Source organism: Aeromonas sp. QDB68 (assembly GCF_027707405.1).
GTDB lineage: Bacteria > Pseudomonadota > Gammaproteobacteria > Enterobacterales > Aeromonadaceae > Aeromonas > Aeromonas caviae.
This window is the reverse complement of sequence record NZ_JAPCIQ010000016.1, coordinates 53,972-68,513: the sequence shown is the minus strand read 5'-3', so window position 1 is coordinate 68,513 and position 14,542 is coordinate 53,972. Positions and strand designations below refer to the sequence as shown.

11 protein-coding genes and 1 pseudogene are annotated in these 14,542 nt (G+C 60.8%); 6 read left to right on the top strand and 6 right to left on the bottom strand.

Features of this window, described 5'->3' with window-relative positions:
• Positions 1 to 77: 77 nt before the first annotated feature.
• From PG892_RS07675 to PG892_RS07660, 4 genes and pseudogenes are all read right to left on the bottom strand, one after another.
• A pseudogene (locus tag PG892_RS07675) lies at positions 78 to 665 on the bottom strand (prolyl oligopeptidase family serine peptidase); the annotation flags it as partial.
• Entirely contained in the window at positions 665 to 2,803 is a 2,139-nt protein-coding gene (locus PG892_RS07670) for a TonB-dependent hemoglobin/transferrin/lactoferrin family receptor (protein WP_373870878.1), read from the bottom strand. The pseudogene PG892_RS07675 and the gene PG892_RS07670, both read right to left, overlap by 1 nt.
• A 280-nt stretch (positions 2,804 to 3,083) precedes the next feature.
• Positions 3,084 to 4,931 carry a DUF3413 domain-containing protein gene (locus tag PG892_RS07665; RefSeq protein WP_010674246.1) on the bottom strand — a complete coding sequence of 616 codons (1,848 nt, stop codon included), beginning with the start codon at positions 4,929 to 4,931 and terminating at the stop codon, positions 3,084 to 3,086.
• A 43-nt stretch (positions 4,932 to 4,974) separates the two neighbouring features.
• Positions 4,975 to 5,202 (bottom strand): YejL family protein, encoded by a 228-nt coding sequence (locus PG892_RS07660; protein ID WP_039038627.1) that lies wholly within the window; start codon positions 5,200 to 5,202, stop codon positions 4,975 to 4,977.
• A gap of 73 nt (positions 5,203 to 5,275) precedes the next feature.
• Between PG892_RS07660 and yejK the strand changes: the two genes are divergently transcribed.
• From yejK to PG892_RS07635, 5 genes are all read left to right on the top strand, one after another.
• A complete protein-coding gene (gene yejK, locus PG892_RS07655; RefSeq protein ID WP_039038628.1) occupies positions 5,276 to 6,325 on the top strand; it encodes a nucleoid-associated protein YejK in 1,050 nt (349 codons plus the stop codon).
• A gap of 395 nt (positions 6,326 to 6,720) precedes the next feature.
• A complete protein-coding gene (malE, locus tag PG892_RS07650) occupies positions 6,721 to 7,902 on the top strand; it encodes a maltose/maltodextrin ABC transporter substrate-binding protein MalE (protein WP_010674249.1) in 1,182 nt (393 codons plus the stop codon).
• A gap of 73 nt (positions 7,903 to 7,975) precedes the next feature.
• Positions 7,976 to 9,631, top strand: a complete 1,656-nt coding sequence (malF, locus tag PG892_RS07645) for a maltose ABC transporter permease MalF (RefSeq protein ID WP_160838284.1) — start codon at positions 7,976 to 7,978, stop codon at positions 9,629 to 9,631.
• Between the two features lie 12 nt (positions 9,632 to 9,643).
• On the top strand, positions 9,644 to 10,534 hold the full coding sequence (gene malG, locus PG892_RS07640) for a maltose ABC transporter permease MalG (protein WP_010674251.1): 891 nt from the start codon (positions 9,644 to 9,646) through the stop codon (positions 10,532 to 10,534).
• A 70-nt stretch (positions 10,535 to 10,604) separates the two neighbouring features.
• Positions 10,605 to 11,741, top strand: coding sequence for an ABC transporter ATP-binding protein (locus PG892_RS07635; protein ID WP_223916786.1), 1,137 nt, complete (start codon positions 10,605 to 10,607; stop codon positions 11,739 to 11,741).
• A gap of 127 nt (positions 11,742 to 11,868) precedes the next feature.
• Here PG892_RS07635 and ppk2 read toward each other — a convergent pair whose 3' ends face one another.
• A complete protein-coding gene (gene ppk2 / locus PG892_RS07630; RefSeq protein ID WP_223916784.1) occupies positions 11,869 to 12,699 on the bottom strand; it encodes a polyphosphate kinase 2 in 831 nt (276 codons plus the stop codon).
• 156 nt (positions 12,700 to 12,855) lie between these two features.
• Between ppk2 and PG892_RS07625 the strand changes: the two genes are divergently transcribed.
• Complete coding sequence (locus PG892_RS07625) at positions 12,856 to 13,662, top strand: alpha/beta fold hydrolase (protein WP_049637100.1); 807 nt, start codon at positions 12,856 to 12,858, stop codon at positions 13,660 to 13,662.
• Positions 13,663 to 13,728: 66 nt separating this feature from the next.
• Here PG892_RS07625 and PG892_RS07620 read toward each other — a convergent pair whose 3' ends face one another.
• Positions 13,729 to 14,538, bottom strand: coding sequence for a MipA/OmpV family protein (locus PG892_RS07620; protein WP_223916782.1), 810 nt, complete (start codon positions 14,536 to 14,538; stop codon positions 13,729 to 13,731).
• Positions 14,539 to 14,542 lie beyond the last annotated feature (4 nt).

The following is a 14,542-nucleotide window of genomic DNA, read 5'->3' as shown; positions in this document are numbered from 1 at the left end:
TGCGCGAGCAGCTATCACCCAGTAATGGGAATCCCCCTCCTGTGACGCGAAGCGCTAAGGTGGGGGAGGATGTCAACCAGACTCCAGAGCAGATCGCCGGCGCGGTGAGGCAAAGAGGCCAGTGTCTCGCCACTCGCCAGATCCAGCAGGGTGATGCGGTAGTCCCGATCTCCCCTGCGGTCTTCGGCCAGGGCAAGCAGTTGCCCGTCCGGGTGCAGGGCCCAGGCGGCGAGCTCGTAATACCCCTCGGCAGGTTGGCGGGGAGCCAGCCGCTTTCGGGGAGCGTCATTGGCGTCGCTGCGTTGCCACAGGCTGCCGTCCGCCTCCATGCGCCACTGGCTGCCAGCCTGGCTCAGCCAGTCGTCCGGCACTGGTTCGCCCCGCTCCCGGCCCTGCCACTCCGTCTGCAGGCGCTGCACCAGTGGCGCCTGGCCGGCGAGCTGCTGTTCGGTCCAGCGGTTCTGCTCGCGCAGCAGCGTCAGGAGGACGGGATCCTGGCGGCTGTCGTCACGCCAGCCACCATAGGGATCGAGACGGGCTATCTCCCCCTTCATCAGTTGCGGGCGCTCGGGGATGAGGGGCGCGGCCTCCAGGGTTGCCTCAGGCAGGGGGGAGGCGGGGGCCAGCGTGGCCAGCAGGCTGGCCAGGATCAATAGGCTGTGCATCAGATCCCCACGAAGGTGTAGCGCAGGCTGGCACTCAGGGTGCGGCCGCTCTGGGTGAAGAGGGAAGCATCGGTCCCGGCTTCCAGCCCGGCCACATCCTGATAGCGGGTGTAGCGGGTGTCGAACAGGTTGTCGAGCTTGAGGTTGACCTTGAGGGAGTCGGTGACCAGCCAGTCGGCCGTCAGGGCGAAACTGAGCCAGCCGGCACTTTCGAGGCAGTCCCCCTGGCGGCCGGTCAGGCTGTTGCCACAGGTGGGCACCCGGCTCATGGCGGCGGCATAGTCCGCCTGAATGCCCAGACTCCACTCATTGGCCTGATAGCTCAGACGGGTGTTGCCCTCGAGGGGCGTCAGGGTGCGCAGCGCTTCACCTTTGTTGTCCTCGCCATCGACCCAGCCGAGCTTGGTGGCGAGTTCCCACTCCTGGGTCAGCCAGTAGCTGGCGGCGAGTTCGGCCCCCCAGGTTTCGGCCTTGGCGACGTTGCGATATTGGCGCAGGATGACACCATCGCTCAGGCGCAGCCCCACCTCGCGCCAGTCGATGAAGTTGTAGTAGCGGTTGTAGAAGAGCGCTGGCTTGATGCTCCAGTTGTCCCCCTCGCCACTCAGCCCCCACTCTATGCTGTGGCTGGTTTCCTCCTTGAGCCCTGTGTTGGCGATGATCTCGAAGGGCGGCAGGGCGAAGTAGTGGGGGATGTTGCCGTACACCTTGTCGTAGGAAGGCGCCCGGAACCCGTTGGCATAGCTGAGCCAGCTGCGCCACTGGTCGTTGAAGCGGTAGCTGGTGGCCAGGCTCGGGGAGAGGTGCCAGCTGTGGTTGCTGTCGTTGCTGCCGTCCAGCGGCGTGAGCCACTGGTGATCCATGCGCAGGGTGGGGGTGAACTGCCACTGGCCCAGGCTGGCCACGTCACCGAGCCAGACTCCGGCCCTGTCGGTACGGGCGCGGCTGAAGGGGGCGGACTGGCCGGGTTGGGGAATGCCGGCCTCCAGACTCAGCTTCTCCACCGGCCGCTCGTGGGTGGTGCGCTCGAGCTCGATGCCGTAACTGAGCTGATGGGCGAGATGGCCGGTGGCGAGATCCCGGCGCACATCCAGCTCGGTACCGATCCTGTCTTCGGTGAAGGTGGCGAGTTCCCGTTCGCTGCGATAGCGCGGATAACCGCTCAGCAGATCGTTTTGCAGCAGGCTGCGCTTGTTGGCGGTGTTTTTCGAGTGATTGCCGTAGGCACTCCAGGTGAGGCTGTCGGCCAGCACGGTGTCGAGGTTGCTCGCCTCCCAGGCCAGCTTTCCCCCCTGCGTGCGTTGGCTGCCCTGCTCGTGGTACTGGCGCACCTGCCACTTGCCATCGGGCTGGGGCACTTCGCGCGGCCCCTGATTCCGTTCGGCGTTGTCCTCGAAGTAGTCGAGTTCGAGGCGCAGCAGATGATGTTCGTTCAGCTGGATGCGAGAGCTGGTGGAGGCGCTGAGGCCATCCAGATCCGCCGGGATGCGGCTCTCGTCGTAGTTAGCGGTCTCATGTCCCTGCCAGCCGGAGAGGCGCAGCAGGTGTTCGGTATCCCGTATCCGGGCGGCGCCGGTGGCGCTCAGCTTCTGCTTGTCACTGTTGCCATCGTGCAGCACCTTGCTGCCGAGATAGGCATCCTGGCCCTGAAGGTAATCTTCCGGCTGCTTGGTGCTGATGACGATGGTGCCGCCGATGGCATCGGAGCCATGGAGGGAGGAACCGGCTCCCTTGGCTACCTCTATCTGCTTGACATCGTCGAGATCGAAGCTGAAGCGGCCCACCTTGTCGTTGAGGTCGTCGGCGCCAAAACCGTCGCTGACCCGCACCCCGTCCTTGATGATGAGCACCCGGTTGCCGCCCATGCCGCGGATGATGATGTTCTGGGGGCGGCCGGCGGAGCCGGTCACCGAGACGCCGGGTTCGTTCTTGAACACATCGGTGAGCCCGGTGGCAACCTGGCGATCCAGATCCTCCTCCGTGATGACGGTGATGGAACCCGACACGTCGGAGAGCTTCTGCTCGATGCGCTGTCCCTTGACCACGATGGTTTCCCGCCCCTTGAGTTCGGGGGGCATGTCCGTTGTGTCGACCCCGGCGGGATCGCTGGCAGCCAGCGCCGTACCGGACAGCAGCATGGGCCAGTAGTGAAGAAGTCGAATTTTCATATTTGAGAATAATTATTATTTAAGCCTGAAGGGCGCGGATTATTGCAGAGGGAGTCAAGTAGATCAATAAATGACAATCATTATCATTTTGTTTTTATGATATTGATCGAATTGAATTTTTTGAGAGTTAAATCAGTAAGGTGGTGGCATACGTTTGCGAATGACGCCATGAGAAACAGGAGGACGGGGGTGGTGCGGGCAAGAAAAAGCCCGCCATAGGGGCGGGCTCAAGGAGGTGGGCTGACGCAGATCAGGGGGCGCGATAGAAGCGATTGAGCTCGTTCATCACCTGGATCAGGGTGCCCATGTCCGGGGTGCCGTGCTTGATGGGGCGATAGGTGTCACGGTCCAGCAGCTCGAAGTCCCCCTGCTTGTTGAACTGGGTGATGGTGTTGCCCTGATAGATGGCGAAGTCATTCTGATCCCCCGCCAGCAGCCAGGTGCGTGTACTGGCTTCGAACAGGTTGCGCCCCGTGCTGTAGTCACGATAGGGGTTGCGTACACCCAGCATGTTCTTCATCAGGGTCGGTACCAGATCCAGGTGGCTGCTCGCCTGCGCCTGGGGCGCAGGTTCGGCACCAGGCCAGGCCAGCACCAGGGGGACCTGCACCTGATAGGTCGAGTAATTGCTGCCATAGCCCCAGCTGTTGCTCTGGGTCTCGTTGAACTCCTGACCGTGGTTGGAGGTGACCACGACGATGGTCTGATCATCAAGCCCCTGCAATTGCAGTTGGGTCAGCATCTGCTCCAGCAGTTGATCGGTATAGAAGACCGCGTTCTTGTAGCGGTTCTCCAGCTTCTGCAGGTTCTCGGGCCGATAGGCAGTGGCCGGGTTGAAGCGGGTCAACTCGGGCTGGAAGGGGCCCTTGATGCTGGCTGGCACCTGATAATCCCCCGGGCTAGAGAGATAGACCAGAGAGAACCAGGGTCTGTCCGCGGTGCGCGTGCCAAGCCACTGCTGCCAGTCATCGATGAGCCTGCGGTCATCGGTCTGGCGGGAGACGAAGACCTGCTTGCGCAGACCCGCAAGCAGACTTTGGCGATACTGCTTGGCATCTTCCAGTGCACCGAACAGGCCGAACTGGTAGTCCTGACGCAGCATCTCGTCGAACAGCACAGGGGGGCGCTTGTCGGCCCGGATGTCCCCGTAATAGTGGCCGGGCAGCCCGTAGAAGAGGCTGAACATCCCCATGGCTTCATCATTGCCACCACTCATGTGCTGGCGGAAATTGAAGTGGTTGTCCGCGTAGCGTTGCAGATTGGGCATGTTGATGTTGTTGAGCATGTCGGCTCGCAGGGAGTCGACCACCACCACCAGCAGGTTCTTGTGATCGCTGGGTGCGCTCACGCTGAGGGGGCGCAAGGGATAGAGCAGACGGTGCTCAGCGCTTCCCTGATCTTCGGCCTTCTTCTCATACTGCTCGAGGTCGAGCCAGCCATGCTTGGCCAGGAAGCTCCTGGCGGTCATGGGGTAGGAGAGGGGGAAGTTGGCGCGCTGCATGGTGATGGGTTGATACAGGGTCGCATCCGCCCAGCTGTTGACCAGATGGGTCAGGATGAAGCAGACCAGCAGGGCCAGTCCCACCTGATTGCCGTACTGGCGGCGTTTGCGCTTGTTGATCTTGCGCCACACATAGGCCGACAGCAGCAGTTGCAGCAGGAAGATGGCGGGCACCGCCACGAAGATGATGCTCCAGATAGAGCCCTCTTCGGTCTGCGCCTGATCCAGCAGCAGTTGCCACACCTGGCCATTCAAGTGGAACTTGAACAGCTGGAACACCTGGGTGTCGATAAGCAGCAGCACCAGAGCCAGGGTGGCGATGATGGATGAAATGAAGCGCAGCGGCTTCTCCCTGGGCAGGATGAAGCTCAAGGGGAAGATGGTCAGCAGATAGGTGACGAAGCTCAGGAACGAGAAATGACCTATCCAGCTGATGACGAGATAGGTCACGCCGAGCGTGGTCGACGGCCAGCTGATGGCGCCCAGGTAACGGGTCGAGATCAGCATGGCCAGGATGATGTTGAAGAAGGAGAACCAATGCCCCCAGGTGATCAGGCGAGAGACATTATCGCGATAGGGGTTGCCGGTTTCGACCATAATGATCCATCTGCTTGAAAAACATCAAAGAATGCGAAGAAACTCAGTGCGCATCGTGGCGATGGCCCACCGAGGCGGTGAGTGCCTGGATGAACTTCTCGGTGATCGCCTGGCGCTGGGCCGGGGCCATGCCGTTGATGATGTTGGTGGTCAGGTTGCCAAGGACCATCAGACTGAGATCCACCGGTGCCTTGTGTTTCTCCAGGGCGGTGATCAGGTCGTTCATCAGGGCGTCAAACTGCTCGTTATTGTACTTTGATACGATGGGCATAATCTTGGGTTCACCTCGGTTCAAAGCGCCTTATAATACTTCACCCTTTCGGCTAACACTATGGCTTTGTGACATGAGTCTCGATATCGACAAGATCATTCTTCACTCCCTGCGGGCGGGCAACGATGGCCAGCCCCACGCCGATACCCGCAGCCAGACCCTGCCTGCCGACGAGGCGGTACAAGGGCTGATGGCGGAGCTGCATCGCATCTACAACGGCAAGGGGGGAAAGGGCTTTGGCTTCTTCGCCGATCCCGAGGCCGCCGTCGCCGAGCTGGCGGAGGGGGAAGACGCCCCCAAGCAGCCTTCCCCCGCCTTTCGCATCGCCCTGGAGCAGCTGCTGGCGGAGCAGACCGAGTTCGTCCCCTTTTCCGTCAACCTGACCCAGATGCTGGTCAAGCAGCTGGTGGAGCATGCCCTGGACGAGCAGGGGGTGTTGCTGATTGCCAAGTACAACTATGTGGGGGTGGATTACCTGATGATCGCCCTGCTGGAAGGCAAGGAGAGCGTCACCGTGAGCGAGGCGCTGGAGCTGCGCCACATCCAGTACCTGGATATCGGCAAACTCAATCTGGTGGCCCGCATCGATCTCACCGAGTGGAAAACCCAAGGGGATTCGCGTCGTTATATCACCTTCAGCAAGGGCCGGGTCGGTCGCAAGCTGGGGGATTTCTTCATGGATCTGCTGGGGGCCCGGGAGGGCATGGATGCCAAGATCCAGAACAAGGGGTTGCTGCAGGCGGTGGACGATTACTGCGACAGCCGCCAGCTCGAACCGGCCGAGCGCAATGACTACAAGAAGCAGGTCTTCAAATATTGCACCGAGCAGGCCAGCGCCGGCGAGGAGATCGAGATCAAGGAGCTGTCGGCGGAATTGCCCGGTGATGGGGACCTCGATTTTTACAGCTTCATCGGTCAGGAGTACGAGCTGGAGGAGCGCTTCCCGGCGGACCGTTCCACCCTGCGGGGCTTGACCAAGTTTGTGGGCTCCGGTGGCGGCCTGACTCTGAGCTTCGAGCAGAAGTTGCTCAACAGCCGGGTCTTTTACGATCCCCAGACCGACACCCTGACCATCAGGGGAGTCCCGCCCAATCTCAAGGATCAATTGCTGCGCCAGTCGTAATGTGATCCAGCCGTCATTTCTTGCAAAAAGGCACCGGAGTCCGCTCCGGTGCCTTTTTATTTAAGGGGGTGATGTAGATGGAAACCACCTCAGTACTTTTGTTAACACATTGAACAAAATATCGGGTATGAAAGGGTTTTCAGTGGGGTGAAATCCCTTTCAATGACGTAAATTGATTTCCTTTCTGTAATTTAATTTCCATATCTTGGCAAAAATATGGGGATATCCCTTCCTAAGTCGCTGAAATAAGAAAATGTTTTCATAACTTTCTGGAAGAAAATACGTAATTGCATTTCAAAAATGCGAGGCGTGTCATGTGAGGCATTGACTGCTTGGGATAATATGCATCTGCACACAATGCTCTTACAGCGCGGAACTAATACAAGGAAAGGCTCATGAAAAAGAAATTGCTGTCATCCCTGATCGGTCTGGCTACCCTGGGCGTGGCCTGCTCTGCCACTGCTGCCATTGATGAAGGTCAGCTGACCATCTGGATCAACGGTGACAAGGGCTACAACGGCCTGGCCGAAGTCGGCAAGAAGTTTGAAGCCGAAACCGGCATCAAGGTCACCGTCGCCCACCCGGATCAGGTTGAAGTCAAATTCCAGCAAGCCGCCGCCACCGGCAACGGCCCTGACATCTTCTTCTGGGCTCACGACCGTTACGGTGAGTGGGTCAAGTCCGGTCTGCTGGTTCCCGTGACCCCGAATGCCGCCACCAAGGCTAAGTTCGAGCAATTCGCCTGGGATGCCATGACCGTCGATGGCAAGACCTATGGCTACCCGGTCGCGGTAGAAGCCGTCAGCCTGATTTACAACAAGGATCTGTTGCCCAACCCGCCGAAAACCTTCGAAGAGATCGCCAAGATCGACGAAGACCTGAAGAAAAATGGCAAGCGCGCCATCATGTGGGCCTATGACACCCCCTACTTCAGCTACCCCCTGGTGGCTGCCAACGGTGGTTATGCCTTCAAGAAGACCGCCACCGGCTATGACGTCAAAGACACCGGCGTGAACAACGCAGGTGCCAAGGCCGGCGTCGGCTACATCTCCGAGATGATCAAATCCGGTCACCTGGAGAAGGGCATCGACTACGGTGTGATGGACGCCAAGTTCAACAAGGGCGAAGTGGCCATGATGATCAACGGTCCCTGGGCCTGGAGCAACCTGGACAAGAGCGGCATCAAGTATGGCGTAGCCCAGCTGCCGACCCTGAAAGGCAAGCCGGCCAAGGCCTTCGTTGGCGTACTGGGTGCCACCATCAACGCCGCCAGCCCGAACAAGGATCTGGCCATCGAGTTCCTCGAGAACTACCTGCTGACCGATGCCGGTCTGGCGCCGATGAACGCCGACAAGCCGCTGGGTGCCGTGGCTCTGAAGTCCTTCCAGAAGACCCTGGAAGCCGACCCCAACATCAAGGCCACCATGCTGAACGCCCAGAACGGCGAACCGATGCCGTCCGTGCCCGAGATGAGCCGTTTCTGGTCCTCCTTCGAAACCGCCCTCAAGAACGTCACCTCTGGCCGTCAGGGTGTTGACGAAGCCCTGGATACCGCTGCCAAGCGTATCGTCCAGTAAGCATGCACTACCCGGGAGGCCTTCGGGCCTCCCACTCTCTCAATCTCTCTTGGCGCAATAAAGGTTAATTGGCATGGAAGTAGTACCTTCTATCGAATCCTATGCCGGTCCGAAGAAAGACAAGTACGTCTGGCTGAAATGGACCATGGCGGCACTGATCGCAGTGCTTAATGGTTATGCGGCCGTGATGATGTATGCCAGCGGCGAGTGGGTATTTGCCCTGCTCGATCTGGTGGTCGTCTCCGTCGGTCTCTATGTCTTCATGAACAAGAAGACCTATGCCCACCGTTATATTTTCCCCGGTGTGGCAGGCATGGTTGTTTTTATCATCTTCCCTCTTGCCTACACGATCGGCATCGCCTTCACCAACTATTCGGGATCCAACTTGCTCTCCCTTGAGCAGGCACGGGATTACCATCTGAAAAAAACCTACAAGGTGACCGGCGGTGAATTCGATTTCACCCTCCTGGGTGGTGAGAACAATCAGTTTCAGCTGCTGCTGAAACAGGACGACCAATCCTTTATCAGTCCACCCCTTACCTTGCTGAACAACAAGGCGCGTACCCTGGCCGTCCGTGAAGGACGGGTCCGTGACGAGCCCCAGGTTGTTCAGTTGCAACCCCTGGCCGGGGAGGCGACCGACAAGGCGGCACCCATTCGTGCCATCGTCGATCACCGCACCCACCTGAGTGCCCTGGATGTGGTACTGCCGGAAGGCAATATCCATCTGACCCTGAGCAGCCTGCGCAAGTTCGCCGCCCAGAAACAGCTCTATACCCAGCTGGTCGACGGCGCCGTGCTCAAGTCCGGCGTCATGATCAAGGACAGTAACCTGCTGCGTGACAACCAGAGCGGCGAGCTGATGCTGCCCAACGGTGACACCGGCTTCTACCAGTACATCGATGCGGAAGGTCACTTCGTCGGCAAGGGCGTTGCCCCCGGTTTCGTGGTGAGCGTGGGTTGGAAAAACTTCATGCGCATCATGACGGACCCGGGTATCCAGAGTCCCTTCATGCAGATCTTCGTCTGGACCGTGATCTTCTCCGCCTGTTCGGTGGCGTTCACCCTGGCGATCGGCATGGTGCTGGCGTGTCTGGTGCAGTGGGAGCAGCTCAGGGGGCGTGGTTTCTACCGGGTCATGCTGATCCTGCCCTATGCGATACCGGCGTTCATCTCCATCCTGGTGTTCAAGGGCTTGTTCAACCAGAACTTCGGTGAAATCAACCTGTTCCTGGAAGCGGCCTTCGGCATCAAGCCGGACTGGTACACCAATCCCTTCCTGGCCAAGGTGATGATCCTCATCGTCAACACCTGGCTCGGTTACCCCTACATGATGATCCTCTGCATGGGCCTGCTCAAGGCGATTCCGGAAGATCTCTACGAGGCGTCTGCCATGGACGGGGCGGGGCCGGTACAGAACTTCTTCAAGATCACCGTACCGCTCTTGATGAAGCCGCTGACACCGCTGTTGATTGCATCCTTTGCCTTCAACTTCAACAACTTCGTACTTATCCAGTTGTTGACGAACGGGGCGCCGGACATCATCGGCGCCACCACGCCGGCCGGGACCACCGACTTGCTGGTGAGCTACACCTACCGGATCGCGTTCCAGGGCTCGGGTGGTCAGGACTACGGTCTGGCCAGTGCCATCGCCACCGCTATCTTCCTCATCGTGGGTGCGCTGGCCTTGCTCAACCTGAAATTGTCCAAAGCCGACAAGCAACTGTAAGGAGGCTTCAACATGGCAATCGTACAACCCAAATCAGTCAAATACCGGGTGTGGGCAACCCACCTGGTGATGTGGGGCTTCCTGGCACTGATCATCTTCCCGCTGATCATGGTCATCGCCATCTCGTTCCGTAACGGCAACTTCTCGGTGGGGGAGATCATCCCCACCAATCCGACCCTGGATCACTGGAAGCTGGCGCTCGGAATGTCCATCACCAACGCCGATGGCAGCATCACGCCGCCGCCGTTCCCGGTGCTGACCTGGCTGTGGAACTCCATCAAGGTGGCGGGCATCACCGCCCTGATGATAGTGGTGCTCTCCACCACCTGTGCCTACGCCTTCGCCCGTCTGCGGTTCCGTGGCAAGTCCACCATCCTGCAGGGCATGCTGATCTTCCAGATGTTCCCGGCGGTGCTGGCACTGGTGGCCATCTACGCGCTCTTCAACAAGATCGGTGACTACATCCCCTGGCTGGGTCTCAACACCCACGGCGGCCTGATCCTGGCCTACATGGGGGGCATTGCCCTGCACGTCTGGACCATCAAGGGCTACTTCGAGACCATCGACTCTTCCCTGGAGGAGGCGGCGGCCATCGATGGCGCTACTCCGTGGCAGGCGTTCCGCCTGATCCTGCTGCCCCTGTCGGTGCCCATTCTGGCGGTGGTGTTCATCCTGGCCTTCATCGGCTCCATCACCGAGGTGCCCATGGCCTCCATCCTGTTGCAGGATGTGAACAATCTGACCCTGGCGGTCGGGGCCCAGCAGTACCTCTATCCGCAGAACTACCTGTGGGGTGACTTCGCCGCAGCCGCCGTGCTGTCAGGCTTCCCCATCACGGTCGTCTTCCTGCTCGCCCAGCGCTGGCTGGTGGGCGGTCTGACCGCAGGCGGCGTGAAAGGTTAACGGTTCATGGCCGGGGGAGCTGGCTCCCCCCGTCATCACGATTTGCAAAGATTCAAGAGCGGAGCTCGACATGGCTGAAGTAGTACTCAACAACGTTCGCAAAAATTACGACCCGGCTGTCCACAAGGACACCCTGCGCAGCATCAACCTCGACATCAAGGAAGGGGAGTTCATCGTCTTCGTCGGCCCGTCCGGCTGCGGCAAGTCCACCCTGCTTCGGATGATCGCGGGTCTGGAAGACATCACCAGCGGCGAGCTGACCATCGGCGGGCGCTACATGAACGACGTGCCGCCGGTGGAGCGCAACGTCGGCATGGTGTTCCAGTCCTACGCCCTCTACCCGCACATGAACATCTACGAGAACATGGCTTTTGGCCTCAAGCTCAAGAAGATGAACAAGGAGAACATCCACAAGCGGGTGATGCGCGCCGCCGAGATCCTGGGTCTCGAGCCTTTGCTGGACCGCAAGCCCAAGGCCCTTTCTGGCGGTCAGCGTCAGCGGGTGGCCATCGGCCGCTCCATCGTGCAGCAGCCGCAGGTGTTCCTGTTTGACGAACCGCTGTCGAACCTCGACGCCGCCTTGCGGGTCAAGATGCGTATCGAGATCGCCAAGCTGCACAAGGAGCTCAGCTCCACCATCATCTACGTGACCCACGACCAGGTGGAGGCCATGACGCTGGCCAACCGCATCGTGGTGCTGAGCCCGCTCAAGGGCGAGGCGGCCACCAACCTGGAGCAGTTCGGCACCCCCCTCGAGCTCTACCACAACCCGGACAACAAGTTCGTGGCGGGCTTCATCGGCTCCCCCAAGATGAACTTCCTGGCGGGCGAGCTGGTGGAGATCGGCGAGCAGGAGTGCGTGGTCAAGCTCACCTCCGGCGATACCGTGCGTGCCCGGGTGGATGCCCGTCGCGGCGCGGTGGGTGACAAGGTGGAGCTGGGCATTCGCCCCGAGCACCTGGTGCCGCTGGGTCATGCCCATGCCGACAGCCGCGTGAGCGGCGTGGTGCAGGTAGCCGAACACCTGGGGGCAGAATCCTTCGTCTACATGGACGTGGATGGTCACGACTTCACCGTCAAGGCGAGCTCCGACATCGACGTGGCCACCGGCCAGGAGTACAGCGTCGGCATCCCGGCCGAAGCCTGCTACCTGTTCGATGCCAAAGAACAGGCGTTCCCGCGCACGGCCAAATATATCCGCGCCTGAGAGGGCGAGAGTGCCAGGTTTTCCTTTCTATACGTTCAATGCCTTTTGCCGGTCGCAAGACCGGCTTTTTATTGCCCGTCATCCGAAGCCCGGGTTCCGGCCAGCGGGGGCGGCTGGCCGGAACCCGTCACTGCCCGTGCTTGTCTGACTCGAGGGCGGCGGTGACGTCCGGCACGAAGTGCTGGCTGGTGAGCGGCGGGCGCTCATACCCTTCGGTCTTGATGGGAGGCAGGGTGATGGGCTCGTAGTGGATCACCTCGTAGGGCACCTTGCCAAGGAGGTGGGAGATGCAGTTGAGGCGGGCGCGGCGCTTGTCGTCGGCGTCCACCACGAACCAGGGGCAATCCTCGGTATCCGTGTAGGTGAACATGTCATCCTTGGCGCGGGAGTATTCCACCCAGCGGGAGCGGGATTGCAGATCCATGGGGCTGAATTTCCAGCGCTTGATGGGAGTATTGATGCGCTCCTTGAAGCGTTTCTCCTGCTCTTCGTCGCTGACCGAGAACCAGTATTTGATGAGGGTGATGTCGGAGCGGATCAACATCCGCTCGAATTCGGGGCAGGCGCGCAGGAATTCGCGATACTCGTCGTCGCTGCAAAAGCCCATCACCCGTTCGACCCCGGCCCGGTTGTACCAGGAGCGATCAAACAGCACCATCTCGCCCGCCGAGGGCAGGTGCGCCACGTAGCGCTGGAAGTACCACTGGGTACGCTCCCGATCCGAGGGGGCGGGCAGGGCGGTGACCCGGCAGACCCGGGGGTTGAGGGGCTCGGTGATCGCCTTGATGACGCCCCCCTTGCCTGCGGCGTCGCGCCCCTCGAACAGCACCACCACTTTGAGCCCCTCCTGCTTGACCCACTCCTGCAACTTGACCAGCTCCTCCTGCAGGTGGGCGAGGTGATGTTCGTAGGTCTTCTTGTCCAGACGGGGGCGTTTCTTGCTCTTTTCCTTGGCCATCATCCTCTCCTTGGTGACTCCTCGTTGTGAGTCTCTCCAGCTTGCACCTGGCGGACGCCCCTGCCAAGGGTGGCGTGTTACACTGCCGCCTCATCAGCCGCTGGCAACAGAAAAACAGGAAAGCCAGTTTCATCGCCGCTGGCAACAGGAGAAAACATGAAGCAGTTTATGGAGATAGCGGGCCGCCGCATGGCCTATCTGGACGAGGGGCAGGGTCCGGCACTGCTCTTTGGCCACAGCTACCTGTGGGACAGTGCCATGTGGGCACCGCAAATCGAGGCCCTTAAGGAGCATTATCGCTGCATCGTGCCCGAGCTTTGGGGTCACGGGGATTCCGATGTGCTGCCCGAGGGGCCCTGCACCCTGGCGACCCTGGCCCGGGATCACCTGGCGCTGCTCGATGCCCTCGGCATCGACGAGTGCGTGCTGGTGGGGCTCTCCATCGGTGGCATGTGGGGCGTGGAGCTGGCGCGCATGGCGCCTGCTCGCCTCAAGGGCCTGGTGCTGATGGACAGCTTCGTCGGCCTTGAACCCCAGATCACCTGCGAGCGCTATCTCGGCATGCTGGCGATGATCGAGCAGGTCGGCGCCGTGCCTGCGCCCATCGCCGATCAGGTTGCTCCGCTCTTCTTCGCCCATCAACCGGACGCGGCCCTGATGGCCGGTTTCAAGGTCCGGCTGGCCCAATGGCCCGCCGACAAGGTGGCGAGCCTGGTGGCGGTGGGGCGCAGCTTCGTGACCCGGGAGGATCGCATCGACTGGCTCGAAGAGATGAGGCTGCCCGCACTGGTGATGACGGGGTGCGAGGACAAGGCTCGCCCTGTGCTGGAGGGGTATCTGATGGCCGAGGTGCTGGGGTGCCCGTTCAGGGAGATCCCGGGGGCCGGTCACATCTCGACCTTGGAGAACCCCGCGTTCATCAACCGGGCGCTGGCGGCATTTCTCGCCGAAGTGGCAGGGTGACGCTGCGCCGGATAGCCGTAAAAAAGGAGCCATGGGCTCCTTTTTTGTTGTCCAGTCCGGATGGGGCTACCAGAGGTAGCCCACCCCGAAGCCTGCATAGAGTTCTCCCTGATGCTGGACGATGGGGCTGTCCGCGATGTCGTCGTCGTAGCGCTCGTAGTTGATGCCAAAGCCGCCAATCCAGTTGGCGCTGAAGCGATAGCTGCCGATGAGGGCGACCATGGGGGAGAGGGTGGTGCCCGTGTTCCACGCCGGCCTGTCCGCCCTCGCTTCGTCTTGCGAGACACCGCCGAAGTAGTAGTTGGCGAGGTTGTGGCTGCGCAGCATCACGCCGGCTCCCGGCATCAGCAGCAGGGGACCGCGGATGATGGGGAAGTTGGCCCACAGCATCAGCTCCTGACCGTTGCTGGTGCCGGTCACATCCGTGGTGGCCCGCACGCTCCAGAGGGCGTAGGGAGTGATGAGATCGGCCCCAACACCGGCCTCGAACTGCCCCTTGCGCTTCTCCATGCCATGGAGGAAGGGATCGTCGTCCGGGTCCAGGTTGCCAAAGCGCATCCGGCCGAAGGCATAGGTGGAGAGGTTGCCATCCCGGCTGAGGTAGTAGCGGGCCCGATCCCCCAGATACATCAGGTTGTCACCAAAATAGAGGGCCCCCGGGATGGGCATCAGGGTGTCGTCCTGGTGCTGGTAACGGGCCTGACCGCCGATGACGGCCCCGCCCAGCACCAGCCCCTTGGGAATGGGGCTGTCAGGGCTGTCGCTGGAGAAGGCGCTGAGGGCCCCGATATCGAGGTCTGCCCGGACGGGAGAACAGAACAGCAGTGCCAGAAAGGCACCCAAAGAGGCATGGCGCAGGGCAGGGACTGGGGACATGATA

What these genes read in the sequence shown, in the direction of transcription:
- malE (WP_010674249.1), top strand. Translation starts at nt 6,721, where the DNA reads ATGAAAAAGAAATTGCTGTCATCCCTGATCGGTCTGGCTACCCTGGGC.
- yejK (WP_039038628.1), top strand. Translation starts at nt 5,276, where the DNA reads ATGAGTCTCGATATCGACAAGATCATTCTTCACTCCCTGCGGGCGGGC.
- PG892_RS07665 (WP_010674246.1), bottom strand. Translation starts at nt 4,931, where the DNA reads ATGGTCGAAACCGGCAACCCCTATCGCGATAATGTCTCTCGCCTGATC.
- malG (WP_010674251.1), top strand. Translation starts at nt 9,644, where the DNA reads ATGGCAATCGTACAACCCAAATCAGTCAAATACCGGGTGTGGGCAACC.
- malF (WP_160838284.1), top strand. Translation starts at nt 7,976, where the DNA reads ATGGAAGTAGTACCTTCTATCGAATCCTATGCCGGTCCGAAGAAAGAC.
- PG892_RS07670 (WP_373870878.1), bottom strand. Translation starts at nt 2,803, where the DNA reads ATGCTGCTGTCCGGTACGGCGCTGGCTGCCAGCGATCCCGCCGGGGTC.
- PG892_RS07620 (WP_223916782.1), bottom strand. Translation starts at nt 14,538, where the DNA reads ATGTCCCCAGTCCCTGCCCTGCGCCATGCCTCTTTGGGTGCCTTTCTG.
- PG892_RS07625 (WP_049637100.1), top strand. Translation starts at nt 12,856, where the DNA reads ATGAAGCAGTTTATGGAGATAGCGGGCCGCCGCATGGCCTATCTGGAC.
- PG892_RS07660 (WP_039038627.1), bottom strand. Translation starts at nt 5,202, where the DNA reads ATGCCCATCGTATCAAAGTACAATAACGAGCAGTTTGACGCCCTGATG.
- ppk2 (WP_223916784.1), bottom strand. Translation starts at nt 12,699, where the DNA reads ATGGCCAAGGAAAAGAGCAAGAAACGCCCCCGTCTGGACAAGAAGACC.
- PG892_RS07635 (WP_223916786.1), top strand. Translation starts at nt 10,605, where the DNA reads ATGGCTGAAGTAGTACTCAACAACGTTCGCAAAAATTACGACCCGGCT.